The 26,150-nt window shown below is 72.3% G+C and carries 17 protein-coding genes; 4 read left to right on the top strand and 13 right to left on the bottom strand.

Annotated features, from left to right (window positions below; all coding sequences use genetic code 11):
- Positions 1 to 179 precede the first annotated feature (179 nt).
- The gene (eccCa, locus tag ABZ862_RS16570; RefSeq protein WP_360958225.1) at positions 180 to 4,154 is read left to right on the top strand and encodes a type VII secretion protein EccCa; all 3,975 of its coding nucleotides are present in this window, start codon (positions 180 to 182) and stop codon (positions 4,152 to 4,154) included.
- 81 nt (positions 4,155 to 4,235) lie between these two features.
- Here the strand turns inward: eccCa and ABZ862_RS16575 are convergent, their stop codons facing one another.
- From ABZ862_RS16575 to eccB, 7 genes are all read right to left on the bottom strand, one after another.
- Positions 4,236 to 4,535, bottom strand: coding sequence for a WXG100 family type VII secretion target (locus ABZ862_RS16575; protein ID WP_360958228.1), 300 nt, complete (start codon positions 4,533 to 4,535; stop codon positions 4,236 to 4,238).
- 58 nt (positions 4,536 to 4,593) lie between these two features.
- Positions 4,594 to 4,938 carry a WXG100 family type VII secretion target gene (locus tag ABZ862_RS16580; RefSeq protein ID WP_360958231.1) on the bottom strand — a complete coding sequence of 115 codons (345 nt, stop codon included), beginning with the start codon at positions 4,936 to 4,938 and terminating at the stop codon, positions 4,594 to 4,596.
- Between the two features lie 75 nt (positions 4,939 to 5,013).
- Complete coding sequence (locus ABZ862_RS16585) at positions 5,014 to 6,159, bottom strand: S8 family serine peptidase (RefSeq protein WP_360958794.1); 1,146 nt, start codon at positions 6,157 to 6,159, stop codon at positions 5,014 to 5,016.
- A gap of 198 nt (positions 6,160 to 6,357) precedes the next feature.
- A complete protein-coding gene (locus ABZ862_RS16590) occupies positions 6,358 to 8,115 on the bottom strand; it encodes a hypothetical protein (RefSeq protein WP_360958233.1) in 1,758 nt (585 codons plus the stop codon).
- 2 nt (positions 8,116 to 8,117) lie between these two features.
- Positions 8,118 to 8,543 carry a hypothetical protein gene (locus ABZ862_RS16595; protein WP_360958236.1) on the bottom strand — a complete coding sequence of 142 codons (426 nt, stop codon included), beginning with the start codon at positions 8,541 to 8,543 and terminating at the stop codon, positions 8,118 to 8,120.
- A 234-nt stretch (positions 8,544 to 8,777) separates the two neighbouring features.
- Positions 8,778 to 10,025 carry a type VII secretion-associated serine protease mycosin gene (gene mycP, locus ABZ862_RS16600; RefSeq protein ID WP_360958239.1) on the bottom strand — a complete coding sequence of 416 codons (1,248 nt, stop codon included), beginning with the start codon at positions 10,023 to 10,025 and terminating at the stop codon, positions 8,778 to 8,780.
- 146 nt (positions 10,026 to 10,171) lie between these two features.
- Positions 10,172 to 11,695 (bottom strand): type VII secretion protein EccB, encoded by a 1,524-nt coding sequence (gene eccB, locus ABZ862_RS16605; RefSeq protein ID WP_360958242.1) that lies wholly within the window; start codon positions 11,693 to 11,695, stop codon positions 10,172 to 10,174.
- 272 nt (positions 11,696 to 11,967) lie between these two features.
- Here eccB and eccE point away from each other — a divergent pair, with 272 nt between their 5' ends.
- The 3 genes from eccE to ABZ862_RS16620 all read left to right on the top strand — a co-directional run bounded on the left by eccE (position 11,968) and on the right by ABZ862_RS16620 (position 17,590).
- Complete coding sequence (eccE, locus tag ABZ862_RS16610; protein WP_360958245.1) at positions 11,968 to 13,338, top strand: type VII secretion protein EccE; 1,371 nt, start codon at positions 11,968 to 11,970, stop codon at positions 13,336 to 13,338.
- Complete coding sequence (locus tag ABZ862_RS16615; RefSeq protein ID WP_360958248.1) at positions 13,338 to 14,132, top strand: hypothetical protein; 795 nt, start codon at positions 13,338 to 13,340, stop codon at positions 14,130 to 14,132. Before eccE ends, ABZ862_RS16615 begins: the two co-directional genes overlap by 1 nt.
- Before the next feature lie 356 nt (positions 14,133 to 14,488).
- Complete coding sequence (locus ABZ862_RS16620) at positions 14,489 to 17,590, top strand: SCO5717 family growth-regulating ATPase (protein ID WP_360958251.1); 3,102 nt, start codon at positions 14,489 to 14,491, stop codon at positions 17,588 to 17,590.
- 83 nt (positions 17,591 to 17,673) lie between these two features.
- Here ABZ862_RS16620 and ABZ862_RS16625 read toward each other — a convergent pair whose 3' ends face one another.
- From ABZ862_RS16625 to infB, 6 genes are all read right to left on the bottom strand, one after another.
- Positions 17,674 to 18,633: a bifunctional riboflavin kinase/FAD synthetase gene (locus ABZ862_RS16625; protein WP_360958254.1), complete on the bottom strand. Its 960-nt coding sequence runs from the start codon at positions 18,631 to 18,633 to the stop codon at positions 17,674 to 17,676.
- Between the two features lie 175 nt (positions 18,634 to 18,808).
- A complete protein-coding gene (locus ABZ862_RS16630) occupies positions 18,809 to 20,605 on the bottom strand; it encodes a serine protease (RefSeq protein ID WP_360958256.1) in 1,797 nt (598 codons plus the stop codon).
- Between the two features lie 465 nt (positions 20,606 to 21,070).
- Complete coding sequence (gene truB, locus ABZ862_RS16635; protein WP_360958259.1) at positions 21,071 to 21,976, bottom strand: tRNA pseudouridine(55) synthase TruB; 906 nt, start codon at positions 21,974 to 21,976, stop codon at positions 21,071 to 21,073.
- The gene (gene rbfA, locus ABZ862_RS16640; RefSeq protein WP_360958262.1) at positions 21,973 to 22,419 is read right to left on the bottom strand and encodes a 30S ribosome-binding factor RbfA; all 447 of its coding nucleotides are present in this window, start codon (positions 22,417 to 22,419) and stop codon (positions 21,973 to 21,975) included. Before rbfA ends, truB begins: the two co-directional genes overlap by 4 nt.
- Positions 22,420 to 22,514: 95 nt before the next feature.
- Positions 22,515 to 22,811: a DUF503 domain-containing protein gene (locus ABZ862_RS16645; RefSeq protein ID WP_360958265.1), complete on the bottom strand. Its 297-nt coding sequence runs from the start codon at positions 22,809 to 22,811 to the stop codon at positions 22,515 to 22,517.
- A gap of 175 nt (positions 22,812 to 22,986) precedes the next feature.
- Positions 22,987 to 26,115: a translation initiation factor IF-2 gene (gene infB, locus ABZ862_RS16650; protein WP_360958268.1), complete on the bottom strand. Its 3,129-nt coding sequence runs from the start codon at positions 26,113 to 26,115 to the stop codon at positions 22,987 to 22,989.
- Positions 26,116 to 26,150 lie beyond the last annotated feature (35 nt).

Raw genomic sequence — 26,150 nt, forward strand, 5'->3', positions numbered from 1 at the left:
GAACCGCCGCGATGTGTGCTGCCGTTCCGGCCCGGTTCGCACCTGCTCACATATCTCACCGGCACCATACCGCCCGCCGATGTCCGTGGTTGTCAGTAGGATCACGCTGCGCGGTCGACGTCCGCCTGACACGGGGCGGTGGACGAAAAATCTCGGTCCGGCAAGGGAATGGGTGCGTAGTGAGCCACATCGTCGTCAAGCGCCCACCACGGACGCTGCCGAGGGAAGTGCCCACGGACGAGGTCCTGTTGCAGGCTCCGCCCGAACTTCCGCGTGGTCAGCAGGAAGGCGCCCTGATGCAGCTCCTGCCGATGCTCGGCATGGGCGGATCGGTGGTGTTCTTCTTCAACCCCCAGGCCCAGCCCTTCATGAAGATCATGGGCATGGTGATGGTGGCCTCGACGATCGCCATGGGCATCTCGATGCTGGTCCGTTACCGCCGCGGGAACCAGGGCCAGTTGGCCGATCTGCGCCGCGACTATCTCCGCTATCTGTCGCAGACCCGGCGGGCCGCCCTGGACACCGCGACGGCCCAGCGTGACGCCCAGTACTACCTGCACCCTTCGCCGGAGCAACTGTGGGCGCTGGTGGCCGAGGGCAGCCGGCTGTGGGAACGGCGCGCGGGCGACGAGGACTTCGGGCAGGTACGGGTGGGCCTCGGCCCGCAGTCCCTGGCCACTCCCCTGGTCCCGCCGCAGACCGCGCCGGTCGACGAGCTGGAGCCGCTGACCGCGGGGGCCATGGAGCGTTTCCTGGCCACCCACAGCACACTCGACGACCTGCCGATGGCGGTGTCGCTGCGCGCCTTCTACCACGTGACGATCAGCGGCGAGCCCGGCACCGTGCGCGGCGCCGCCCGGGCGATCGCCGCGTCCCTCGCGTCGCTGCACTCCCCCGAGGACCTGGTCGTCGCCGTCGTCACCGGACGCGAGTCGGCGCCCGAGTGGGAGTGGGCCAAGTGGCTGCCGCACGCGCAGTCCCCGGGCCTCGCCGACGGCGTCGGCAGCATGCGCCTCATCACCACCGACCCCGTGGAGCTGGAGGACCGGCTCGCCTCCCGTCTCGAGGGCCGCCCGCGCTTCCATCCGGGCGGGCCGCCGGTCGCCGAGCAGCCGCACCTGGTGGTCGTGCTCGACGGCGTCTCGCTGCCGCCGGCGTCGCTGCTGGCCAACCCCGAGGGACTGCAGGGCGTGACGGTGCTGGAGGTCGTGCCGGGCGACCTCACGCTGGGCCGCGGCGACCTCGCGGTCGTCGTGCACCCCGGGGAGCTGCGCCTGGAGTCGGCGCACGGCATGGTCTACGAGGGGACGCCGGACGTGCTGTCGTACGCGGCGGCGGAGGCGCTCGCCCGTCAGCTCGCGCCGCTGCGGGTGGCGTCGGGCGGGGACGACGACGAACCGCTGCTCGCGAACCTTGAGTTCACGGACCTGCTGAACCTGGGCGACGCGGCCTCGGTCGACCCGAAGCGGACCTGGCGGCCGCGCTCGCAGTCGGAGCGGCTGCGGGTGCCGATCGGTGTCGGCGAGGACGGCCGGCCCGTGATGCTCGACCTCAAGGAGGCGGCGCAGGAGGGCATGGGCCCGCACGGTCTGTGCGTCGGCGCGACCGGTTCCGGCAAGTCGGAACTGCTGCGCACGCTGGTCCTCGGCCTCGCCGTGACCCATTCCTCCGAGACGCTCAACTTCGTCCTCGCCGACTTCAAGGGCGGCGCCACGTTCGCGGGCATGGCCCAGCTCCCGCACGTGGCGGCGGTGATCACCAACCTCGCGGACGACCTGACCCTCGTCGACCGCATGGGCGACTCGATCCGCGGCGAGCTCAACCGCCGCCAGGAGATGCTCCGCGACGCCGGCAACTACGCCAACATCCACGACTACGAGAAGGCCCGCGCGGCGGGCGCGCCGCTTCAGCCGGTCCCGTCCCTCGTCCTGGTGATCGACGAGTTCAGCGAACTGCTCACCGCGAAGCCCGATTTCATCGAGATGTTCGTCCAGATCGGCCGGATCGGCCGTTCGCTGGGTGTCCATCTGCTGCTGGCCTCGCAGCGCCTGGAGGAGGGCCGGCTGCGGGGCCTGGAGACCTATCTGTCGTACCGCATCGGTCTGCGGACCTTCTCGGCGGCCGAGTCGCGTGCCGCGCTCGGTGTCCCGGACGCCTACCAGCTGCCGAACGTCCCGGGTTCCGGGTTCCTGAAGTTCGGTACGGACGAGATGGTGCGCTTCAAGGCCGCGTACGTCTCCGGGGTGTACCGCACGAGCTCGCAGCAGGCCGCCGCACTCGGTGGTCCGCTGCCCGTCGACCGCAGGCCGGTCCTGTTCACCGCGGCCGAGGTCCCGGTGCATTACGTGCCCGTCCCGCGGCAGCGCCAGGACGCCGCCGGGGGACAGCAGGACGACGCGCTCGCCGACACGGTGCTCGACGTCGTCGTGCGGCGCCTGGAGGCTCAGGGGCCGGCCGCCCACCAGGTGTGGCTGCCGCCGCTGGACAGCCCGCCCTCGCTGGACGCGCTGCTGCCGGGGCTCGCCCCGGTGCCGGGCCGCGGCATGACCCAGCCGGGCTACGAGGGCGCGGGACGGCTGGTGGTCCCGGCCGGCCTCATCGACAAGCCGTACGAGCAGCGGCGCGACCCGCTCTGGATCGACTTCGGCGGCGCGGCCGGTCACATGCAGATCATCGGCGGCCCGCAGTCCGGCAAGTCGACGCTGGTGCGCTCGCTCATCGCGTCGTTCGGGCTCACCCACACACCGGTGGAGGTGCAGGTCTACGGGCTGGACTTCGGCGGCGGCGGCATGGCCGCGGTGGCCGGTCTGCCACACGTGGGCGGTGTCGCCTCACGCCTGGACCCGGAGAAGGTCCGGCGTACGGCGGCCGAGGTGTACGGCGTCATGACCCGCCGGGAGGAGTACTTCCGCTCCGCGGGCATCTCCTCCATCGCGGAGTTCCGTTCGCGCCGCGCCCGCGGCGACATCTCGGTGACCGACCAGCCCTGGGGCGACGTCTTCCTGTTCATCGACGGCTGGGGCAACTTCCGCACGGACTACGAGGCGCTGGAGCCGCTGGTCCTGGACATCGCCGCGCGGGGCCTGGGCTACGGCATCCATCTGGTCCTCACCGCCTCACGCTCCATGGAGGTCCGCGCGAACCTCAAGGACCACCTGATGAACCGCCTCGAGCTGCGGCTGGGCGACCCCATGGACTCGGAGATCGACCGCAAGGTCGCGGCGAACGTTCCCACCGGCGTGCCGGGACGCGGGCAGACCCCGCAGAAGCAGCACTTCATGGCGGCGGTGCCGCGCATCGACGGCCTCTCCTCCGACACCGACCTCGCGGAGGCGACGACCGCCCTGGCCGCCGAGGTCACCCGGCACTGGCAGCAGCCCGGCGCCCCGGAGGTCCGGCTGCTGCCCCGCGAGTTCCCGGCGGCCCAGCTCCCGCCGGGCGACCGTTTCCCCGACCGCGGCATCTCCTTCGCGCTCGACGAGGACAACCTGGAGCCGGTGTTCGTGGACTTCGACCAGGATCCGTTCTTCCTGGTCTTCGGGGAGAGCGAGTCCGGCAAGTCGAACCTGCTGAAGCTGATCGTCGGGCGCCTCACCGAGCGCTACGACGGCGGCACCTGCAAACTGCTCGTCGTCGACAACCGCCGCTCGCTGCTCGGGACGATCCCCGAGTCGCACCTGGCGGCGTACGTCCCCATGTCGAACCAGATGCAGCACCACATCGACGCGCTGGCGGAGCTGATGCAGCGCCGCACGCCGACGGCCGACGTGACCCCGGAGCAGCTGCGCAACCGCAGCTGGTGGCAGGGTCCCACGGTGTACGTCGTCATCGACGACTACGACCTCGTGTCCACGTCGAGCGGCAACCCGCTGGCGGCGCTGACGGAACTGCTGCCGTTCGCCCGCGACGTCGGCGTCCGCTTCGTCATCGCGCGGTCCACGGCGGGCGCGGGACGCGCCGGCTACGAGTCCTTCATGCAGCGCATCAAGGAACTCGGCGCCCAGGGTGTCGTCCTCGCGGGTGACCCGGCCGAGGGCGACCTGCTGGGCGGTGTGCGGCCACGCCAGATGCCCGCGGGGCGCGGCGTCTTCGTGTCCCGGAAACGGGGCAAGCCGATGGTGCAGGTCGGGCTGGTCCCGGACACGGCGGGCTGACGGCCGCACGGCAACGGGGTGGGCGCCTCCCGTGCGCGCCCACCCCGGATGTGTTTCCGCGAGCCGTGTCCTGAGCCGTGCCTAGTGGAAGTAGCTCGCCGCCTTCTTGTCGCCCTCCATGTACTCACCGCCGGACTGGGCGACGACGTGGCCGATGCCGGTCAGCGCCTGGTGGATGTCGTTCGCCTCCTTGTCCCAGCGGGTCAGCTTCTCGTGGAAAGTGCCCTGGGCGTGGCCCTCCCAGTACTGCTGGCTGCTCACCACCATCCGGCGGAGCTCCTGAAGGTCCTGCTCGAGCTGGCTCGCCTCGTTGCCGATCTTGGTGGCCGCGACGTCGAGCCCGTCATAAGTGACTGACAGCCCGTCAGCGTTGTTCCCCATGCCTGATTACCTCGTCTCGCTGGTGTGTACCGGTGTACGTGTGGATGGCGGCGTCGGCTCAGTAGGAGCTCAGGGGGGACACGGTGGGGGCGCCGTCGTGGACGTCGATCTTGTTGACGGCCGCACGCACCTCGTCCTCCTTGCTGTCCTTGATGTTGCGCGTGGTGGTCATCGCCTCGATGACGTCGGCGAGGATCGTGCCGATGTTGCGCAGCGACTCGTTGATCTCGTACTGCTTCTTGTCGAACGCGGCGCGGCCGATTCCCTGCCACTGGCCCTCGAGGCCGTCGATCACGCCCTGCAGTCCGTGCACCCGCTTCTGGATGCCCTCGTACTTCTCGGCCATCTGCTTCTGCAGGTGGACTACTGCCGCGTCTTCGAGTTTCTGGTTACCGTCGGCCATGATCAGCCCTGCCTTTCGTGTGTCCCTTGTCGGTCTGATGGTTTCGGCTCACCGCGGTGGTGACTTTCCCGGGCCTCACCCCGCGCGACGCGCCCTCGTCACGGCCACGGCGCCTCCGCCGATCACGACGAGCGCGGCGACGGCGCCCAGCACGATCCACGTGGTGCTGCCGCCGTCACTCGACGAGGACGCCGCCGCATTCGATGCTGACGCCGCGTCTCCGCCGGCGGAACCCTTTTCCCCCGCCTGTGACGCGGCTGATGCAGACGCCGTCGGTGACACCGCGGAAGAGGAGGCGGGGGAGGAATTCGACTTCGCCAGGAGGTCGCCGCCGTTCTCTTTGGCGAGTGGATCGACGTGCGCCGGACCGGCGTCGTAGTGGGCATTCGCCAGAACGACCCGGGGGCGAACGGCACCGTAACCGAGGTACGTGCTCGGCTTGTTCTTCGGCCAGTCGCGGCCGGCCGTGTCGACCAGAGCTCGGGTGACCTGGTTCACCGTCCAGTCCGGGTGCGCGGACCAGATGAGGGCGGCGGAGCCTGAGGCGATCGCCGCCGCCGAACTCGTCCCGTTGACGTTGTCGCAGTACGAGCGGAATGTGGCATCGCACCAGCCGGGGAAATTCTGGCCCGGCGCCGAGAGGTCGACATAGCCGCCGGATGACGAGAACTTGGAAACGGTGCCGGAGGAGTCGGTCGATGCCACACCGATCACGTAGGGGAATGCGGCTGGGTAACCGATGGTGTCACCTGCTTTCAAGCCGTCATTACCCACTGCGGCGATCAGGAGCTTTCCCTTTGAGGCCGCGTATTCGATGGCTGCCTTTTCCTTGGAGCTCGGCCCCACCGCACCGAAAGACATGTTGATGATCTTCGCGTCGGTGTCGGCCGCCGCCCTGATCGCTTCGGTGGGGTCGGGCGTCTTCTTCAGCTCATCCGCCCCGGCCTTCAACTGCTCGAATTTGACGCGGATCGGGATGATCTTCGCCCCCGGCGCCAGACCCTTCAGGCCACCACCAGCCCCTGTGCCGGCGATCAATTCGGCCATGGTGGTTCCGTGACCGCCGTAATCGTCGGTGGCACGGTACCCGACCGCTTCAGGGACCTCATCCGTAAGAACCTGCCCCTTGAGCGAAGGCGTTTGCGCGTTCACCCCGCTGTCGATGACGGCGACCTTCACGCCCTTCCCCGTGCTGACCTTCCACATCTGTTCGGCCTGCATGGGTCCCAGGTACCACTGCTTCGACTGGACGTCGTCCGCTGCGGCACTCGGGGCAAGGCCCACGAGCGCAGCGGCCAGGACACCGACGGCCGCGCCCACGGCACGCACTCGTCCGCCGCGGCGCGTTCTGTGGCGCACAGCCTGCTCGGCTCGTCGGCCGGTCCCTGACTTCATCGTCTTCCGTGTCCTCGCTCGTACTCAGCCGGCCACCGGCGGCTCATCACGCCGAGGCTCGTCGGGCAGGGGTGTCTCTTCTTCGTGTGCGTCCTTCTCGCGCCCGGACCTCCTGTTACGGCCGCCCGCATCGCGTGCCAGCCCGGCACCGCCACGGGTCATGCCGTTGCGCTCCGCTCTCGCGGCGGAGGTGCGTGCGGTCGCCTTGGCCGTGATGTCCTCAGGCGTACCGGCGGCAGCACGGGAGCCGGTCGCCCTCGTGCCGGGCCGCTCCGTGGAAGCGGGTTCACCGAAGACCCCACGTCGGCCGAGCCGCCCCGTCGCGGGCCGGGACTCGGCCTCCGCCTCGCCACCGATGACCGTCCCGCGCGGGATCCTCGATCCGTTCTTCGCCGAGGAACCACCTGCGGCCGTAGGCCGTCCACCGACAACCCCGTTCGACCGGCCTGCGCCGGTGGCGGGGCCGCCGTTCGCCCGCGGGGCCGCCGTACCACCGGCTCGCGGGGTGCCACCGGTGATTCCCCGGCCCATCGGGGACGACCTGGGTCCGGACGCAGCGCCCCGTGCGGTCGGCCGCTCGGTCGACGCGGTCCGCCCCATCTGGTTCAAGGGTCCCTGCCCCGCGGCACGACCCGTGCTGGGAGCGCCCGTAGCCGGCGTGCCTCGGAAACCACCGGCACCACCCACCGCCCGGCCCACCGGGGCGTTGGGAACCGGCGTCCCGAAAGAGCCCTCGGACACGGGGGTCTGCACACCGCTGGAGGGAGTGCTGCCCATGGCCGGTGGGGTGTGGCTGGGGCCCGATACGGTCGTGGCCGGGGGCAGCGTGCCGGTGGTGTCGATGTGCGTGCCGACAGGCGTGTCGACGTGTCTGCCGACAGGCGTCTCGGTGCGCGGCTGCGGGACCTCGGCGGGGATGTGTGTCGTGGGTGTGGGACTGTCGCTCACCGGCGTGACGTGCTGGGGGACTTTGCTGGTCACCGTCGTGTGATGTGCCACCGGAGATACGTGACCGGTGGTTGCGTGCGAAACGGTGCCGGACACCGGACTGTTGTTGCCGGACCACGTCGAGGGCTGAGGAACCCCCACATCAGGCATGGATGTGAAGGTCGGCGTCTGGTCCTTGGCCGGCAGGGCCGCCAGCATCTCCTCCGACACCGAGTAGTACGAGCCCAACCGGTTCATCTGGTTGATCGCCTCTTGGCGGTCCTTCTCCACCTTGACGGCGGCGGCGTAGCCTTCCTTGTCCGCCGTCTTCTCGGCCGCGCTGAACATGTCGGGCCGCTTCCGGTTCGCCTGCGTGTCGCGAGCCGGCATGGCGCTGCGGACGGCGGCAAGGCCCACGGCGGCAGCCGTGATCTGGTCGCCCGCCGCTCCGGCGAAGTCGCTCAGGTGATGGGTGCTGACGACCAGCGTGCCGCCCCAGGTGCGGAACGCGTCACCCGAGTCTCCGACCCAGTGGACCTTCTGGATATGGCCGTCGAGCTCTTCCGCCGCCGTCTTGATCGCGTCGCGCGCGTCCCACAGGGCCTTGCCGGACGATTCGAGATCCTCCGGGTCCGTCCCCTCGACCAGGTCGATCATCGCGTTCAGGGAGAGGTCGCGCTTGCCGAAATCCGTCCGCGTGGCGACGGCGCGCCCGACGGGCGTGACCCCGACCGCCGCGCGGATGATGCCGTCGAACAGCCCGTTGCGCGGGCCGTCCTCGACACCCCGGACGAAGTCGGTGGCGTCGTTCTGATCGCCGACCCGCTTCAGGTCTGCATCGTGTTTGTCCGTCATCGTCACAACCCCGCACCGCTCTTGGCGTCATTACCGGCGTGCTGCGTCTGGTCGCCCGTGCCCTCGATCTTTCCGATCTGTGCCTGGATGGCCCAGAACCGCCGTCGTTGCCGCTCTTCGAGGTTGTCGAAGCCGACGCGTGCGCCCTGTACCGCGATGCCCATCGCCTCGATCTGGAGGTGCAGGCTCTTGGACAGGGTCGTCAACTCGGTGTGGACCCGCTGGTACTGGCTGTAGAGACCGTGTGCCTCAGGAAAGACGCTCTCCGTCCCCGACGTGAGGGACGCGGGCTTGATCGTCTGGGCACCGACCTTCGCGGGGTTGCCCGCGGAGGACTCCAGGTCGCCGAGGACCTTGTCCACCTTCGCCGCGAAATCACTCAGCGCCTCGCTGCTGGCCTCCAGGTTCGCTGTCCTGTCAGCCGACACGCCCCCCACCATGTCTGCCGGAAGCACGACGCTCCTCCCCGTTCCCCGTTTCCCCGTACGTGCGCCGGTTCCCGACCAGGTCGGGGGCCGACCGCCCGCTCACTGTACGATCGCAAAGCGAGCCACGTCTCACAACGCCTTTAACACTGTAGCCACGCCGTGCGACAGGTCCAACCAGGCTTTGTCCTGACTCAGTTACGATGTCGGGCAGGTATACGGAAGGTGTCCGTTTCCTCACTCGTACGAGTGAACTTCGCTTCGCGGTCTCGGGCGTCGGCGCCGGGCGTCCCGTACCGCCACCGCCGTACCGCTCAGTCCCGCGACCAAGATCAGGCCCCCCACCACCGTGTAGGTGGCCAGGCGGGTGTTGCGTTCCTCCGCGGTCTCGCCGAAGTGCAGGGGGGCGACCGACGGTGCCTCGCCCTTGGACACGCCGTCCTCGGGTTTCGGCGATTCGACGGGGTGCCCGGGGTCGACGTCCGTGAGTGCCTTCACCGGGTCCACCACGCCCCAGCCCACCAGCCGGTCACGTCCCGGGATCGAGCGTTCCGCGGTCTGTTCGATCTGGGAGACGATCTCCTGGACCGTCCACCGGGGATACTTGGCCTTCAACAAGGCGGCCACGGCGGCGACATACGGCGCCGAGAAGCTCGTTCCGTTGTCCGAGCAGTGGCCGCCGCCCGGCACCGTGGAGATCATGTCGACGCCGGGCGCCGCCACCCCGACGAAGTCTCCGGACTGCGAGAACGACGCCCGTTCGTTGTTCCGGTCGGACGCCGCCACGGCCAGGACGCCCTCGTAGGACGCCGGATACGTCACCTTGACGTTGCCGCCGAGGCCGTCGTTGCCTGCCGAGGCCACGACCACGACGTTCTTGGCCAGGGCGTAGTCGACGGCGCCCTTCAGATCCGACCCGCCGGCGATCGCGTTGACCGTGTCCTGGGAGATGTTGATGACGTTCGCGCCCACGTCGACCGCGTAGCGGATCGCCTCGGCCAGCGTCCGTGTCGTACCGTCGCCCTCTGCGTCGTTCTGTTTGACCGGGATGACCGTGGCGTCCGGTGCGAGGCCCACGAAGCCGGTTCCCCGCATCGGGCGGGCCGCGATGATGCCCGCCACACGGGTGCCGTGGCCCACCGTGTCCGTGGTGCCCGACTTGTTGCCGCGATCGATCCGGTCGCCCTCGGAGTTCTTGGCCGGCAGCAGGTTCTTGCCCTTCGCCGCGTCCACCGCCTTGGTGAGCTGCGGGTTCCTGACGTCCACTCCGGTGTCGATCACGGCGACCCGGACGCCCTTGCCGGTGGACTGTGCCCACAGTTCGTCCAGGTTGACGCGCTGGAGCGCCCACGGCCGGGCCGCGTAGCTCTTCGACGGGAACGTGCACTGGCCGTCCTCCGCCCGGGCCGGGGAAGCGGGCAGGGCGACCGTCGTGGCCGTCGCCGTGAGGACGACCGCGGCGGCCGTCACCGCGGCTCGGACCACTGCCCCCGGTACCACTGCCCCCGGTACCACCGTCCCCGGCGTCGCCGTCCCCGGCGTCGCCGTCCCCGATGTCGCCGTCCCCGGCGTTCTCGCCCTCAGCATGCGTCCGCTCTCCTCCGTGCCTCTCCGCTCTCCTCCGCCCGGTGCTACGAACCCTGCGGCTGCCGGGCCGCCGCCTCCGACAGGCGGGGGCCCGTCGGCAGGAACGTGGACCACGCCATGGGGACGGGTGCGGGGGTCACCTTCTCGTAGCCGAGGCGGGTCTGCGCGATCTTCGCCTCGGTCAGCTCCTCCTTGCGCTCCTTGGCGGAGGTGCCGATGCCCTGGTCGTCGGTGGCGCTGTCGCTGTTGGACTGCAGGGCGTAGCGCAGGCCTGTGTCGGTGACCAGGAAGACGCCGCCCGCCGAGGTCTCGCTGCCCTGGAACTGGCGGTAGAGCTGACCGGAACCGGGTGTGACGTACGCGCTGGAGGAACCGGTGGGCAACTGGGCCGGGAAGTCGGTACCCACCCAGGTCGACAGGGTGGTCGTGCCGTCGGAGCCGACGGACCGCAGGACGTTGCAGAGGGTGTTGCGGCCGCTGGTGGTGCTGGAGCCGTCGTTCACCGTCCGCGGCTTGTGCGTCGGCCATTTCCGGTCGCCGTCGAACGTCGTGCTGTCCGTCACCGCGCCGGGACTGACCTGCTGCGCCTCACCCGCCTGGCCCACGCCGACGAGGGCTCTGCTGTTGAGCAGGAGCGTCGCCGTGAACTCGGAGACGCGGGCCACCTTTCCCTTCAGTACGACGTAGTACTGCATGGCCTGGCCGTCGTACGCCTTGATGACCTCGCCGACCTTGTCGTACTGCGCCGGCAGACCGGGGGCGCCGGCCTTCTCGCCGGGTGTCCCCCCGATCGACGGGATGGAGACCGGGTCGCCCTTGTGGAGGGTGTCGAGCCATCCCTGGGAGACGCGCTGCGGAGCCCGGCCCTGGGTGTCGAGGGCCTTGAGCAGTTCCGTGTCGCCCGGGTCGGCGATCCGGTACGCCGTGCCGCGCGCGTCGACGACGTACTGCGTGGCGCCGTCCTGCCCGACGACGTACATCAGATCGCCACCGGTGAGTCCCGCGGCCCCCTCGGTCCTGGACCACTCCTTCTTCGAGAGGACGAACGCCGCCTTCTGGATGGCCCGGCCGCCGTCACCGGGCCGTTCGCAGACCGCCCAGCGCTTGGCGGCCTCGGCCTCGCCCGCGGAGGGCAGGCGGTCGGGTGCGTAGGGGATGCCGATGGTGGCGCCGTGCGGCGGCTTGCCGCTGTCCAGGACCTTCTCGTCGACGGTGATGACGCTGTCCTTGTCGGGGCTGAGCAGCAGCTTGGCCGAGGCCATGTTGAGGACCGGGTGCAGCTGCTTCTGCTTGCCGGTCTTCAGCACGACGTACCGGGTGGTCGACTCGCTCGCGACGATGACGTGTGCTTCCGGGTCGTCCCAGCCCTTGGGCGCCGTGGGACTGAACATGCCGATCGCGCCGAACACCGCGAGGATCACGATGCCGACGACGAGGCCGGGCACCAGTGCGCCCAGCGGCTTGGGGGCGCCTTCCTCCGAGCCGGACGGCGACGGCTGGAGGAAGGATGCGAGCATGCGGCGCTTCGCGAAGGTGTAGGCGTTGAGTTCGTCCCGCCGGGATGCCATCTGTGTCCGTTCTCTCCCCGTTGTGGAGCGGTGGGGCCGGGCACGGCCTGTGGAGGTCCGTCCCTGGCCCCGTCACCGTCCCCGTCACCGTCGCTGTCCACCGTCCTCGGCCGCTCCGGTGCCGCGACGGTGTACCGACGGTCTCTCGACTGTCAGACCCGGCCCCTACTATGCCTGTTGTGCGGTCGTACGTGTGGCACGGGTAGGGTGCCCGGGGCGAGAAGTGACCGGAAGTGCGGCACATTCCGGAAGAGTTCGGGGGTTTTGGAGTGATGGCTTCCGCAGCGCGGATCCGGTCGCGATCGCAATCGGGTTCACGGTCAGATGGAGCGGGCCGTCCGGATGCCCGCGACCCGTCCTCCGCGCAGCCCGGCGGACGGCCGGCACCGGCGTCCCTCACGGGCACCTTCACGCCGTACAAGGACTCCCTCTCGGGGCGTGGCGGTTCACCGGTGGTACGGCGGCTGGTGCTGCTGGAGGTCGCGGGCGCGCTCGTGGTCTGCGGATGGCTGGTGGGGACGGTCGCGCTGATCGCCGCGGGGGCGGTCGCCGCGGTGGTCGTCGTGCTGGCCGTCGGCCGGCGCCGGGGGCGGGCACTGCCGGAATGGCTCGGCACCCTGCTGGCGTTGCGGGCCCGCAGACGGCGGGCCGCGAGCACTCCGGTGCCACCGGGCACCGACTCCGGTCTCGCGCCTGCCGTGGAGTGCGACCCGGCCCTGCGCACCTGTAGTTACAGCCGTGGTGAGAGCCGCGACCGGCGGCCTATCGGCATGGTGGGCGACGGGAGTTTCCTGACCGCGGTGCTCCAGGTGGAGTCCGACGCCGACGCGCTGCGGGCGGAACGCGGCCGCAGACCGCTGCCACTGGCCCTCGTCCGGGACGTCCTCGAGGTCGACGGGATCCGCCTGGAGTCGGCGCAGATCGTGCTGCACACCCAGCCCGCGCCCGCGCTGCACCTGCCCCAGCAGTCGGTCGTCGTCAGCAACTACGCGCCGTTGCAGGCCCGGACCGGTTCGCCCGCGGTACGCATCACATGGATCGCGCTGAAACTCGATCCGGAGCTGTGTCCCGAGGCGGTGGCCGCCCGCGGCGGGGGGCTGCCGGGGGCGCAGAAATGCCTGGCGCGCACGGCCGGACACCTGGCGAGCCGGCTGACCGGCGCCGGGTTCCGGGCGAACGTGCTCACCGAGGAGGAACTGACGGCCGCCATCGCCACCTCCGCGTGCGCCAACCCGATGATGACGGCCCAGGCGACCCAGTCCGGGCGCGGCGAGGCGCCGCAGCGACGGACCGAGGAGTCCAGTCGCAACTGGCGCTGCGACAACCGCCGGCACACCACCTACTGGGTGCGCCGCTGGCCCCCGTTGGGCGGTTCCGGCGGTTCGCTGGCGCAGCTGGTGGCGCAGCTGACCGCGGTGCCCGCGCTGGCGACGACGTTCAGTCTGACGCTGGCCAGGGGCGCTCGTCAGGATGTGGCCCTCACCGGCCACGTACGGATCACGGGGCGCAACAAGCAGGAGCTGGTCGACGCACGGCGCGCGCTGGAGCACGCCGCACGCGAGGCGCGGACCGGTCTCGCGCGGCTGGACCGCGAGCAGCTCCCCGGCGTACTCGCCACGCTGCCGCTCGGAGGTGCCCGCTGATGGCCGCCACGACATCGTCCGCCTCACCGGACCGGACCCCGGCGGGCCGGACCGCTGCGGACGGGACCCCGGTGGCAACGGGCCTCGGCGCGCGGCTGCGCACCGGCTTCGGTCTGCGGGGACCCCGCCACCCGCGGCACGCGCTGCCCGTGGAACAGGCCGACACGCTGACCCTGCCCGTCAGCGACGACGGTGTGGTGGTCGGCGTCAACAACGAGGGTGAACCGGCCGTCCTGGGCATCAACCGTCCGACGCCGTACGACGTCGTCCTCATAGGCGGTCTCTGGACCGCACAGGTCCTCGCGCTGCGGGCCGCGGCGACGGGGGCGCGGGTGGCGGTGGAGACGGGACGGCCGCAGGCCTGGATGCAGATGGTGCACGCGATGGGCGGCGGGCAGAACGGGCTGGCCGTCCACGACGTGGGGCGGGTGCCGCCGCAGGGCGCGTCGGCGGGCAGTCCCGTACTGGTGGTCCGGGACTGCGGTATGCGTCCGCCACGCGGGCGTGTGGTGTCGGGGCCCTGGCAGTCGGTGCTGACGCTGCTGCCGTATCTGAGCCCGGTCGCGCCCCGGCTGCTGCGGCAGGCGCGCCTCGCCGGGATCCAGCGTGTCTCGCCGGACGAGGCCGCCGAGCTGGGGCGTGCCATGGCGCTGTCGCGGACCGAGGTGGAGTCGCTGCCCGCGCTGCCCGACGGCGTCACCCTGTGGTGTGCCGACCGTGACCGGCAGTACGTGATGACGCAGCCCACGGATGCCGAGACCGGTTTGCTGGGCATGCCGCGCCGGATGGACTGACGTCCCCGGTCCGGACGGCTGTTCAACGTCCGGTGGGCGTTCTTCCCTTTTCCGGGGCCGACTTGTCCGCCCCTATCGACCGGTTTGCACCGGGGTGTGCCCGCTCGGTGCGGCAACTGCGTTCCGGGAGCGGTCTGCTGGGCTGGTGCGGAGGGGCGGACGGACCTGCCGGGGCGGGGCTTGTGGTGATTAGGCTGGGAGAGGGCGCGACGCGACAACCCGTGGACCGTACGCCGGCGCCCCGGGGGGGAACCTTCGGACGGACGGGCCCCCGAACGGCTCAGGACGACGAGAAACGGTCGCCCCGGCACGGCATGGGAGTGCCGTGACCGCATGCGACCCCATCAGGAGGAACTGTGAACAGCGATCGGGACGGGATCCGCGGGGGCTGGGCCACGCCCGGCGACGACCAGCCCGACGCGGAGTCCGGCATCGAGATGACGGGCGAGTTCACCATCGACTACGCGCCGCCGGCCTGGTACACGCAGAACGCCGCGGGCGCCCCGGACTCCGTCGATGCTCCGAACGCCGTGGACACTTCGGGGCCTTCGGGTGCGCCGGATCCTTCGGGCGCTCCGGTCGGGTCGGAGGACGGCTCGGCGCGGCCCGGGCCGCCCGCGCCGCCGGTCGGTCCTCCTGCTCCGATGCCGCATCTGCCGCCCGCCTGGACGGCCCAGCCCGCGCCGCCCGCTCCCCCGGTGTCTCCGGTCACGGTGCCGGCCGAGGAGGAGGGGCGGGGCGGTGAGGTGGTGAGCGCGGCGACCATGCGGCTCTCCTCCGCCGCGTTGAAGCGGCAGATCGTGGAGCGCGGCGGTTCCGTCGAGGGCGAGCCCTCGGCAGGGGCCGGGGCCGGGGAGAACGCTCCTGCCTCGGACACGGGCGCGGAGGCGGAGGCAGAGGCGGTGCCCGGGGATCCCGAGGCGTCCGGTGCGCTCCGGGCGGTGGCTCCGGCCGGGGATTCCGGGGCCGGTGAGCAGGTCGCGGCGGTGTCCGCGGAGACCGGGGACGCTGTGGCCGAGGGTGGGCGGGATACCGCGGCCGGGGATCCTGCCGACGGTGCCGCCGCGGACGCGGACAGCGCGGAGGACGCCGAGGGGTCCGCCGCCGTGGCACCGTCCGGGGACGCCTCGGGCGACGCGGCGGTGCCGTCCGCCGAGGACTCCGGACCGGCGGCTACGGGCGTGGCGCCGGACGCTGCGGGGGAAGCCCCGGTCTCCGATGCCGGCGTCGGTAGCGGCACCGGTGCGGGCACCGACGCCGTTCAGGACGTCGGCGCGCCGAGCGCGCCGGAGGGCGGCGCGGTCGAGGACGACGCGGTCGCTGCCGCAGCCGTCGCGGACGCGGCGCCCGCCGTACCCGCGCCGTCCCTGCCTCCCGTGCCCCCGGTCCCCCAGGACGCCCCGCAGGCCTGGACGCCACCGCCGCCGGTGCCGCAGGCCGGTGTGCCTCCGCTGCCGCCGTCCTATCAGCCCGCCGCGCCCGTCCCGGCGGCGCAGTGGCCCGTCCAGCCGCAGGCGCCGCAGCCCGACCCGGCCACCGCGCAGGGACAGCCACAGGCCCCCACCCAGCTGCCGCCCTTCCCGCCGTCCCCGCAGCAGCCCCAGCCGCACCCCCCGTTCGAGCCGCAGGCACCGCAGCCCGCCCCCGCCGCCTGGAACCAGCAGCCGGCCTACGGCTTTCCCCAGCCCCCGGCACCGGCACCGGCACCGCAGCCCCCGCACGCCCCCGGCTTCCCCCAGCAGGGCGGCTACGGCTTCCCGCCGCCGCCCGCGCAGGCACAGCAGTCGGCCTACGGCTTCCCCCAGCCCGGCGTCCCGGCCCCGCCCGCACCCCAGCCCCCGGCTCCGGCCCCGCAGCCCCCGCACACCCCCGGCGCCTACGGCTTCCCGCCCCCGCCCGTCCCGCCGGCGCCCGACGCCCAGGGCGGCTACGGCTTCCCCCAGCAACCCCCGGCACCGGCGCCTTCGGTGCCGCACCAGCCCCAGCCCCAGCAGCCCCAAGGAGCCGCCCCGGCCCAGGGTCAGGAACCCGCACCGGCCCCGCAGTTCCCCGTGCAGGCGCCCCAGCCCCCGCAGGCGCCGGAACCTCAGCAGCCGCAGCCGCAACCACCCCATCCGCAGGCCGACTCGGCGGTGGCTGCGCCGCCTCCCGTCGATCCCCGTACCGGGACGGCCTGGCCGCAGCCCATCCGGCACGACCAGCGGCAGCCCGTCAACCCGGGTGCGGCGCCGCTCGGTTACACCGCCGCCGTCGAGCTGTCCTCGGACCGGTTGCTCAACAACCGCAAGCAGAAGGCCAAGAGCGGCCGGCCGGCAGCCGCGGGCGGCCGGTTCAAGCTCGGCGGGAAGAAGGAGGAGGCCGAGCGGCAGCGCAAGCTGGAGCTGATCCGTACCCCGGTGCTGTCCTGTTACCGCATCGCCGTCATCAGTCTCAAGGGCGGCGTCGGCAAGACGACCACGACCACGGCGCTGGGCTCCACCCTCGCTTCCGAACGCCAGGACAAGATCCTCGCGATCGACGCCAACCCGGACGCCGGCACGCTCGGGCGCCGGGTGCGCCGTGAGACCGGTGCGACCATCCGCGACCTGGTGCAGGCGATCCCGTGGCTGCACTCCTACATGGACATCCGGCGGTTCACCTCGCAGGCGTCGTCGGGTCTGGAGATCATCGCCAACGACGTCGACCCCGCCGTGTCCACGACGTTCAACGACGAGGACTACCGGCGCGCGATCGAGGTGCTCGGCAGGCAGTACCCGATCATCCTCACCGACTCCGGCACCGGTCTGCTCTACAGCGCCATGCGCGGGGTGCTCGACCTGGCGGACCAGCTGATCATCATCTCGACGCCTTCCGTGGACGGTGCGAGCAGTGCCAGCACGACGCTGGACTGGCTGTCGGCCCACGGGTACCAGGATCTGGTGGCCCGGTCCCTGACCGTCATCTCCGGGGTGCGCGAGACCGGCAAGATGATCAAGGTCGAGGACATCGTGTCGCACTTCGAGACGCGGTGCCGCGGTGTGATCGTCGTGCCCTTCGACGAGCACCTCGCCACCGGTGCGGAGGTCGACCTCGACATGATGCGGCCCAAGGTGCGGGAGTCGTACTTCACCCTCGCGGCGATGGTCGCCGAGGACTTCGTCCGCCATCAGCAGGCCCACGGTCTGTGGACCAACGACGGCAACCCGCCCCCGGTGGCCGCCCCGCCCATGCCGGGCCAGCCGTACTCCGGTCAGCCGTACCCCGGTCAGCCGATGCCGGGTCAGCCAGCGCCGCCCGCGCAGTCCTATCCCCCGCAGGCTCCCGGCCAGCCGTACCCCCCGCAGTCCTACGGGCAGCAGCCGTACCAGCCCCAGCCCCAGCCGGGCCCGCAGTCGTACCCGTACCCGCCGCAGGAGCCGGCTCACCCCTACCCGCCCCAGCAGCAGCCCCAGCCCCCGCAGACACCCCCGCAGCCGTAGCGCAGGCAGTACCCGGAGAACGTGAAGGGCGGCCGGTGCTCACCGCACCGGCCGCCCTTCGCCGTCGTCCCGTCCGTTCGTCCCTACGGCTGTTCCTGCTCCTCCGCCGCCACCAGCTCCCGGCAGCGCTTCACATCACGCCCCATCTGCTCCATCAGCCCCTCCAGCGACTCGAATCGCGCCTGTCCGCGGACGAAGGCGAGGAAGTCGACGGCGACGTGCAGCTCGTAGAGCTCGAGGCCGACCCGGTCGATGGCGTACGCCTCCACCGTCCGCTCCGTGCCGTCGAACTGGGGGTTCGTGCCGACGGAGATCGCGGCCGGCATGGCCTCGCCGCTCACGTGCAGATAGCCCGCGTACACCCCGTCGGCCGGGATCGCGGTGTGCGGGAGGGTCTCGACGTTGGCCGTGGGGAAGCCGAGTTCGCGGCCGCGCCGGGCACCGTGGACGACCAGGCCCTCCACCCGGTGCGGACGGCCCAGGATCTCCCGGGCCCCCTCGACGTCGCCCTCGGCGACCAGGCGCCGGACGAGGGTCGAGGAGAACGGCTCACCGCCGCCCGCCACTCCGCTCAGATACAGGTCGACGACCTCGACCTCGAAGTCGTACGTCCGCCCCTGCTCGGTCAGGAACGCGGCATTGCCCGCGGCCTTGTGGCCGAAGCGGAAGTTCGGGCCCTCGACGACGGCCTTGGCATGCAGCTTGTCGACCAGCACCTTGGCCACGAAGTCGCCCGGCGACAGCTTCGAGAACTCGGGGGTGAACGGCAGGATCAGCTGCGCGTCCACGCCGAGGTCCGCCATCAGCTCGGCGCGGCGGTGGTGCGGGGCGAGCAGCGGGGGGTGGCTGCCGGGACGCACGACCTCGCTGGGGTGCGGGTCGAAGGTGACGACGACGGAGGGCACGCCCAGCTCACGGGCGCGGTCCACGGCGTGGCTGATGATCACCTGGTGACCCCGGTGCACCCCGTCGAAGGAGCCGATGGTGACGACGCTGCGCCCCCAGTCCTGGGGGATGTCCTCCAAGCCACGCCAGCGTTGCACTGTTACCGCTCCTCGAGCCCGTGTCCCGTGTCCGTCTCATGCGAAACGTCGCCTCTTACGCAGCTCTAAGGGTGCCATGCCGGACGGCCCCCGCTCGCATCGGCATGGTGGCTGTGACCCGGGGCACGTGCCGGACGGGCGGCGGCGAGCGGCGGGCGGCCGGAGGGCGGGGCGGTCACGCGGCGGTCCGCACCTGGTCGAGGAGGGCGCGTGCGGCGTTGTGCAGGGCGGTGTCGGAGGGGCGGGAGAGGAGGGCGAGAGCGGCGCGGCACAGCAGCTCACGGTCGGTACCGGTGCGCGCGTGCGGTGCGACCAGCCGCCCGTACACCGCCGCCGTCGCCCGGCGGGGCGGGTGCTCGTCGCGCGCCCAGCGCTCCACGGCCCGGCAGACGGCGGACGGCTCCTCCTCGGCGAGGCCGCCCAGCAGCTCGGCCGCGCGTGGCCGGTGCGCGCCGTCTCCCAGCGCCTCGACGAGGTCGTCCAGGGCCAGGTGCCGGTGGGTGTGCAGCAGGGCCTGCGCGGCGGCGGCCACGGTCGCGCGCGGCAGGGCGTGCAGCGGCCTCTCGTCGCCGAACCAGCGCACCAGATGCGGCTGTACGGCGACGGGGTCGGCGGTGAGGAGCCGCGCCGCCGTGTCGAGGTGACGGAGTCCGTCTCCCCGGGGTGCCTCGTCGGTGACCACCAGACGGCGCAGCAGGTCGAGTCGCTCCGCGTACGGCAGCCGCAGCCCGGCCCAGAACGGCGGGCCGAACTCCGCGGGCACGGGCCGCCGTTCGCCGTGCGGGCCGGTGAGCAGGTCGGCGAGTCCGCGCAGCACCGCGGTGCAGGGCGTGGCGTCGGGCAGCTCTGCCAGGACCTGGGTGAGCAGCGGGGCGGCCCACCGGTGTCCGGGGTCGGTCTCCAGGGCGTGGAGCAGCTCTGCCAGACGTTCGGCGAGCGGGGCGGTGGCCTGTCGGCGGGCGAGGATCAGCAGGGCCCGGCCGACGGGGGCCACGCGGTGGTCGGGGAGAGGACGGTGCTCCCCGCCGCCTTCCGGGCGGCCCGCGTCGCCCGGCCCGGTGCGGCCGGTGCCGAGCCGGGCGCGCAGCGCCTCGCCCAGGTCCAGCCGGGAGCCCTGGAGCCAGTCGGCCAGTTCCTCGGGGGCCGGGGCACGGTGGCCGCCGTCTCCGCGGTCGGCCAGGATTCCCGCCAGGTTGAGGTCGGCGCCGTACGCCGGGACGGTGGCGGCGTTCCGGGCGAGGAGGACGGTGAGCGGGGAGTCTCCGCGTCGGGCGGGCCCCGCCGGCGACGCGGCACCCGCACCGGGGGCGGCACCCGGGCGGGCGGGGGCGGGCGGCCCCGGGGCGCACAGCGGTACGGCCAGTCCCGAACGGCGTTCGCCGCCCGGCCGCAGACCGGTACCGAGGACCCCGAGGACGGTGCCCGTCGCGGCGTCGAGCACCGGGCCGCCGGTCGCCCCGCCGCCGGGCCGCAGGGCATCGCGGCCGGTCGTGCCGATCGCCAGCTCCAGTGCCTCGCCGGGATGGCGGCGGCGGCCGTCGGCGGCCGTGTACGTCACCGGCGTCACCCCGAGCACCCGTGCCTCGCGCCAGCCGCAGGCGGCGAGCCGCACATAGGTGCCGGGCTCGATACGCGTCCGGACCGTCACCGGGAGCGGATCCGCGTCGAGTCCCTCGGTGCGGATCACGGCGAGGTCCAGGTCGGGCAGCGGGGTCACCGCATCGGCGGTGCCGACCTCACAGGTGCGGCCCGTCACGGTCGTCACCGCCAGTACCGCCGCTCCCTCGACGACCTCGTGGCTGGTGAGCACGGTGCCGTGGTGATCGGCGACGAACCCGGTGCCGCGCCGCCGGCCGTCCGCGTCGCGGATCACGACGAGCGACCGTTCCGCGCCACCCGCCCTGTCCCGTACTCCCCCGGCCCCCACGGCCTCCCTGGGCCCGATGATCCCCGTGGCCCCGATGACCCCCATGGCCGCACCTCCCGCCACCCGCCCGCCGCGCACCCGCGGATCTCGCACGTCGTGCCCTCGCAACGCCGTGACCTCGACGTTAGGGGTACGAAGATCGGCGGAACAGCTCGCGTGGTGAACGCGCCCCCCTCCGCTCCCCCCGTTCACTCCGAGCGCCTGTCCACTCGGGTGAATAGGCGCGGGCGGTTGGACACACCCTAGGGGTGGGGGAACCGAGGGGGGACCGTGGAGCGGCGGACAGCGAAACCCCGTGTCCGCCGCTCCACGGGAAGGCCGGGGGAACCCGGCGAAACCGGGGAACGGCCGGGGGAGCCGGGCGAAGGCGGTGGGGCAGGCACGGGGCCGGGCGGCGGAGGCCCGGGGTGCCCCGGAGTCCGGAGCCCGGACCCGTCGAGACGGCCTCTCGGCCGACCAGCCGGAGCCGAACGCGGACGCCCCGCACCCCACACCTGACCCCGCCGGGCTTCAGCCGAACACCGCCAGGCTCTTCGCCTTGCCCTTCTCCTCCTCCACCAGCGCCAGGAAGCCGCCTTCCGGCCCGAACACGGCGACGGCGCCGGCCCCCGCGTACTCCTCGGGCATCTCCAGGCGCACACCGTTGATGAGCAGCCGGGCGCGCCGGGCGTCCACGTCCCAGCGGGGGAAGGCGGCCGCGGCGGCCTCGGCGATCGGCATCACCGTCAGCTCCGCCTGGAGCTGGTCGAGGGTGCGGGCCGAGTCGATCTTGTACGGGCCGACGCGGGTGCGGCGCAGGGCGGTGAGATGACCGCCGACGCCCAGACCGGCGCCCAGGTCGCGGGCGAGCGCCCGGATGTAGGTGCCGGACGAGCAGACCACGGAGACGACGAGGTCGAGCACCGGGGTGCCGTCCTCGGCGACGGCGGGACGCACGTCGTAGACGGTGAAGGAGGAGACGGTGACCGGCCGGGCGGGGATCTCGAAGTCCTCCCCCTCCCGGGCCCGTTTGTACGACCGTACGCCGTCGATCTTGATGGCGCTGACCTTGGACGGCACCTGCATGATGGCGCCGGTCAGTTCGGCGATGCCGGCGTCGACGGCCTCGCGGGTGACCGCGGAGGCGTCGGCGGACGAGGTGATCCCGCCCTCGGCGTCGTCGGTGACGGTGGCCTGGCCGAGACGGATCGTGCCCAGGTACTCCTTCTCCGTGAGCGCGAGGTGACCGAGCAGTTTGGTGGCGCGTTCGACGCCCAGGACGAGGACACCGGTCGCCATCGGGTCGAGGGTTCCGGCGTGCCCGACGCGGCGGGTGCGGGCGATGCCGCGCATCTTGGCGACCACGTCGTGCGAGGTGAAGCCCGACGGCTTGTCGACGATGACGAGGCCGTCGGGCGGGGTGGGCTTCTGCGTCATTCGGAGGCGTCGTCCTCGTCGTCGCCGGGCTTGCGGTAGGGGTCCGCCTCGCCCGCGTAGCTGGCGCCCGCCGAGACCTCGCGTACCTTCTCGTCGGAGGCGCGTGCCTTGTCGAGGAGGTCCTCGATGGTGCGGGCGGTGTCGGGCAGGGCGTCGGCCACGAAGGTGAGCGTCGGTGTGAACTTCACACCGGCCGCAGCGCCGACGGCGCTGCGCAGCACGCCCTTGGCGCTCTCCAGCCCGGCCGCCGCGGCCGCGCGCTCCTCCTCGTCGCCGTACACGGTGTAGAAGACGGTCGCCTCCCGGAGGTCCCCGGTGACCCGGGTGTCCGTGATGGTGACATGCGTGCCGAGCCGCGGGTCCTTGATCCCACGCTGCAGCTTCTGGGCCACCACCTCTCGGATGAGGTCCGCCAGCCTCTTGGCCCGCGCGTTGTCGGCCACTGGTCGTCTCCCGTTCTTTCTTGTCTCTGTGTTTCGTTTTTCTTGGTGCTTCGTGCTTCTCGGGACGCCCGTGCCCGGACGTCGCAGGGGAGGTGTCAGTCGTCGTGTTCCCCGTGAAAGCGCCGCCGCACCGACAGCAGCTCCACCTCGGGGTGCCCGGCGACCAGCCGCTCGCACCGGTCCAGTACCTCGGTCAGGTGCCCGGCGTCCGCGGACACCAGGGCGAGGCCGATGCCGGCCCGGCGATGGAGGTCCAGGTGATCGACTTCCGCCGCGCTCACCGCGAACTTCCGCTGGAGTTCGGCCACGATCGGCCGGACGAGGGAGCGCTTCTCCTTCAGCGACCGGACGTCGCCGAGCAGGAGGTCGAAGGACAGAGTCCCCACATACATAGATGGTCCGGATGACCCGCCGGTACGGGATCGAGGGGCCCGCCGGGCGATCGGCGGGCGATCGCGGGACCGGCAGGAACATCAGAACCGTACAACGAACGGCCGGGGCCGATCGACGGAATTGTTCTCCGCCGACCGGCCCCGGACTTCAGCGACCGTCCCGGAAGCCGGGCGCCTACGAGCGCGGCTTCTCGCGCATCTCGTACGTCGCGATGACGTCGTCGACCTTGATGTCGTTGAAGTTGCCGAGGTTGATACCGCCCTCGTAGCCTTCGCGGATCTCGGTGACGTCGTCCTTGAAGCGGCGCAGACCCTCGATGTTGAGGTTCTCCGCGATGACCTTGCCGTCGCGGATGAGGCGCGCCTTGGTGTTGCGCCGGACCTCGCCGGAGCGGATGAGCACACCGGCGATGTTGCCCAGCTTGGACGAGCGGAAGACCTCGCGGATCTCCGCCGTGCCGAGCTCGACCTCTTCGTACTCCGGCTTGAGCATGCCCTTGAGGGCCGCCTCGATCTCCTCGATCGCCTGGTAGATGACCGAGTAGTACCGGACGTCCACGCCCTCGCGCTCGGCCATCTGCGCGGCACGGCCGGCCGCACGGACGTTGAAGCCGATCACGATGGCGTCGGAGCCCATCGCCAGGTCGATGTCGGACTCCGTGACCGCACCGACACCGCGGTGCAGGACGCGGATGTCGACCTCTTCGCCGACGTCCAGCTGGAGCAGCGAGGACTCGAGGGCCTCGACGGAACCGGAAGCGTCACCCTTGATGATCAGGTTCAGCTGCTGGACCTCGCCGGCCTTCAGCACCTTGTCCAGGTCCTCCAGCGACACGCGGCGCGTGCGCTTGGCGAACGCGGCGTTGCGCTCACGGGCGGCACGCTTCTCGGCGATCTGACGGGCCGTACGGTCCTCGTCGACCACCAGGAAGTTGTCACCCGCGCCCGGGACGTTGGTCAGGCCGAGGACCTGGACCGGCGTCGAGGGGCCTGCCACGGCGACGTTGTTGCCGGCGTCGTCGAGCATGGCGCGGACCCGGCCGTAGGCGTCGCCCACGACCATCGTGTCGCCGACGTGCAGCGTGCCTCGCTGGACGAGGACCGTCGCCACGGCACCGCGGCCGCGGTCGAGACGGGACTCGATCGAGATGCCCTGCGCGTCCTGGTTCGGGTTGGCCCGCAGGTCGAGCGAGGCGTCGGCCGTGAGGATCACGGCCTCGAGCAGCGAGTCGATGTTCAAACCCTGCTTGGCGGAGATGTCGACGAACATCGTGTCGCCGCCGTACTCCTCGGCCACCAGACCGAACTCGGTGAGCTGGCCGCGCACCTTGGTCGGGTCGGCGCCCTCGACGTCGATCTTGTTGACCGCGACCACGATCGGGACGTCGGCCGCCTTGGCGTGGTTGAGCGCCTCGACCGTCTGCGGCATGACGCCGTCGTTGGCCGCGACGACCAGGATCGCGATGTCGGTCGACTTCGCACCGCGGGCACGCATGGCGGTGAACGCCTCGTGACCCGGGGTGTCGATGAAGGTGATCTTGCGCTCTTCGTCGTTGACGTCGATGGCGACCTGGTAGGCACCGATGTGCTGGGTGATGCCGCCCGCCTCGCCCGCGATGACGTTCGTCTTGCGGATGGCGTCGAGGAGGCGGGTCTTGCCGTGGTCGACGTGACCCATGACGGTGACGACCGGCGGACGGACCACCAGGTCCTCCTCGCCGCCCTCGTCCTCGCCGAACTCGATGTCGAAGGACTCGAGCAGCTCGCGGTCCTCCTCCTCGGGGCTGACGATCTGGACCTTGTAGTTCATCTCCTGCGCGAGGACCTGGAGGGTCTCGTCGGAGACGGACTGGGTCGCGGTGACCATCTCACCGAGGTTCATCATGACCGCGACGAGCGACGCCGGGTTGGCGTTGATCTTCTCGGCGAAGTCGGTGAGCGACGCGCCGCGGGAGAGCCGGATGGTCTCGCCGCCGCCGCGCGGCAGCATCACGCCGCCGACGCTCGGGGCCTGCATGGCCTCGTACTCCTGGCGCCTCTGCCGCTTCGACTTGCGGCCACGGCGGGCGGGCCCGCCGGGACGGCCGAAGGCGCCCTGCGTGCCACCGCGGCCACCGGGACCGCCGGGACGGCCGCCGAAGCCGGGACGGCCCGCGCCGCCACCGCCGAAGCCACCGCCACCGCCGCCGGGGCCACCGCCGCCGGGACGGCCGGCGAAGCCGCCGCCGCCACCGGGACGACCGGCACCGCCACCGCCGCCCGGACGGCCGGCGAAGCCGCCGCCACCGGGACGACCGGCACCGGCGCCGCCGGGACGGCCCGCACCGCCGGCACCGGGACCGCGGCCGCCGGGGCCGGGACGCGGACCGGCAGCGGGACGCTGCGGCATCATGCCGGGGTTGGGACGCGGACCCGCGGGACCGCCGCCGGGACGCGGACCGCCCTGCGGACGGGGCATGCCCGCCGGGGACGGACGGGCGCCACCGGGCGCCTGGGGACGCGGACCGCCGCCCTGGGCACCGGGCCCCTGCGGACGGGGACCCGCGCCGGGAGCGCCGGGGCCACCGGCCGGACGGGGTCCCTGCGGACGGGGCGCCTGCGGACGCGCCATACCGGCGTTGCCGCCGGAGGTGAAGGGGTTGTTGCCCGGACGCGGACCGGTCGGACGACCGCCGGCGCGCGGGGCCTGGCCGCCGGGGCGCTGGCCGCGCTGGTCCGGACGGGAGCCCTGGCCCTGTCCCTGGCCGGGACCGGCCGGACGGGAACCGGGACGGGGACCGCCGGGGCCGGGACGTGCGCCGGGGCGCGGTCCTGCCGGGGCGGACGGTGCCTGCGCGGCCGGGGCCGGCGGAGCGGTGAACTCCGGGGCGGCCGGAGCCGGACGGGGCGCGGGCTTGGGACCCGGCACCGGACGCGGACCGGAGGCCGCGGGAGCCGGGGTGACGGGGGCCGGAGCCGCGGGAGCCGCGGGCTGCGGGGCCACCGGAGGCCTGGGGGCGGCCGGCCTGGGAGCGGCCGGACCGGGACGGTCTCCCGCTGCCCTGGCAGCGGGGGCGGGGCCACCGGCCTGCGCCGGGGAGGGCGCTGCGGGCCTGGGGGCGGCCTTCCTGGGCGCGGGACGGCCGGCGGACCTGCCGTTGCCGCTGCCCGCCTGGAAGGCGTCAGTCAGTTTGCGTACTACAGGCGCCTCGATCGTCGAGGATGCCGATCGGACGAATTCACCGAGTTCTTGGAGCTTGGCCATGACGACCTTGCTCTCCACACCGAACTCCTTGGCGAGTTCGTATACCCGGACCTTAGCCACTTCGCTCCTTTGAGGTCCGGGTTGCGGCCGGACCG

Source organism: Streptomyces sp. NPDC047000, from assembly GCF_040644295.1.
Classification (GTDB): domain Bacteria; phylum Actinomycetota; class Actinomycetes; order Streptomycetales; family Streptomycetaceae; genus Streptomyces.

What these genes read in the sequence shown, in the direction of transcription:
- ABZ862_RS16575 (WP_360958228.1), bottom strand. Translation starts at nt 4,535, where the DNA reads ATGGGGAACAACGCTGACGGGCTGTCAGTCACTTATGACGGGCTCGAC.
- ABZ862_RS16580 (WP_360958231.1), bottom strand. Translation starts at nt 4,938, where the DNA reads ATGGCCGACGGTAACCAGAAACTCGAAGACGCGGCAGTAGTCCACCTG.
- ABZ862_RS16585 (WP_360958794.1), bottom strand. Translation starts at nt 6,159, where the DNA reads ATGCAGGCCGAACAGATGTGGAAGGTCAGCACGGGGAAGGGCGTGAAG.
- ABZ862_RS16590 (WP_360958233.1), bottom strand. Translation starts at nt 8,115, where the DNA reads ATGACGGACAAACACGATGCAGACCTGAAGCGGGTCGGCGATCAGAAC.
- eccB (WP_360958242.1), bottom strand. Translation starts at nt 11,695, where the DNA reads ATGGCATCCCGGCGGGACGAACTCAACGCCTACACCTTCGCGAAGCGC.
- eccE (WP_360958245.1), top strand. Translation starts at nt 11,968, where the DNA reads ATGGCTTCCGCAGCGCGGATCCGGTCGCGATCGCAATCGGGTTCACGG.
- ABZ862_RS16615 (WP_360958248.1), top strand. Translation starts at nt 13,338, where the DNA reads ATGGCCGCCACGACATCGTCCGCCTCACCGGACCGGACCCCGGCGGGC.
- ABZ862_RS16630 (WP_360958256.1), bottom strand. Translation starts at nt 20,605, where the DNA reads ATGGGGGTCATCGGGGCCACGGGGATCATCGGGCCCAGGGAGGCCGTG.
- truB (WP_360958259.1), bottom strand. Translation starts at nt 21,976, where the DNA reads ATGACGCAGAAGCCCACCCCGCCCGACGGCCTCGTCATCGTCGACAAG.
- ABZ862_RS16645 (WP_360958265.1), bottom strand. Translation starts at nt 22,811, where the DNA reads ATGTATGTGGGGACTCTGTCCTTCGACCTCCTGCTCGGCGACGTCCGG.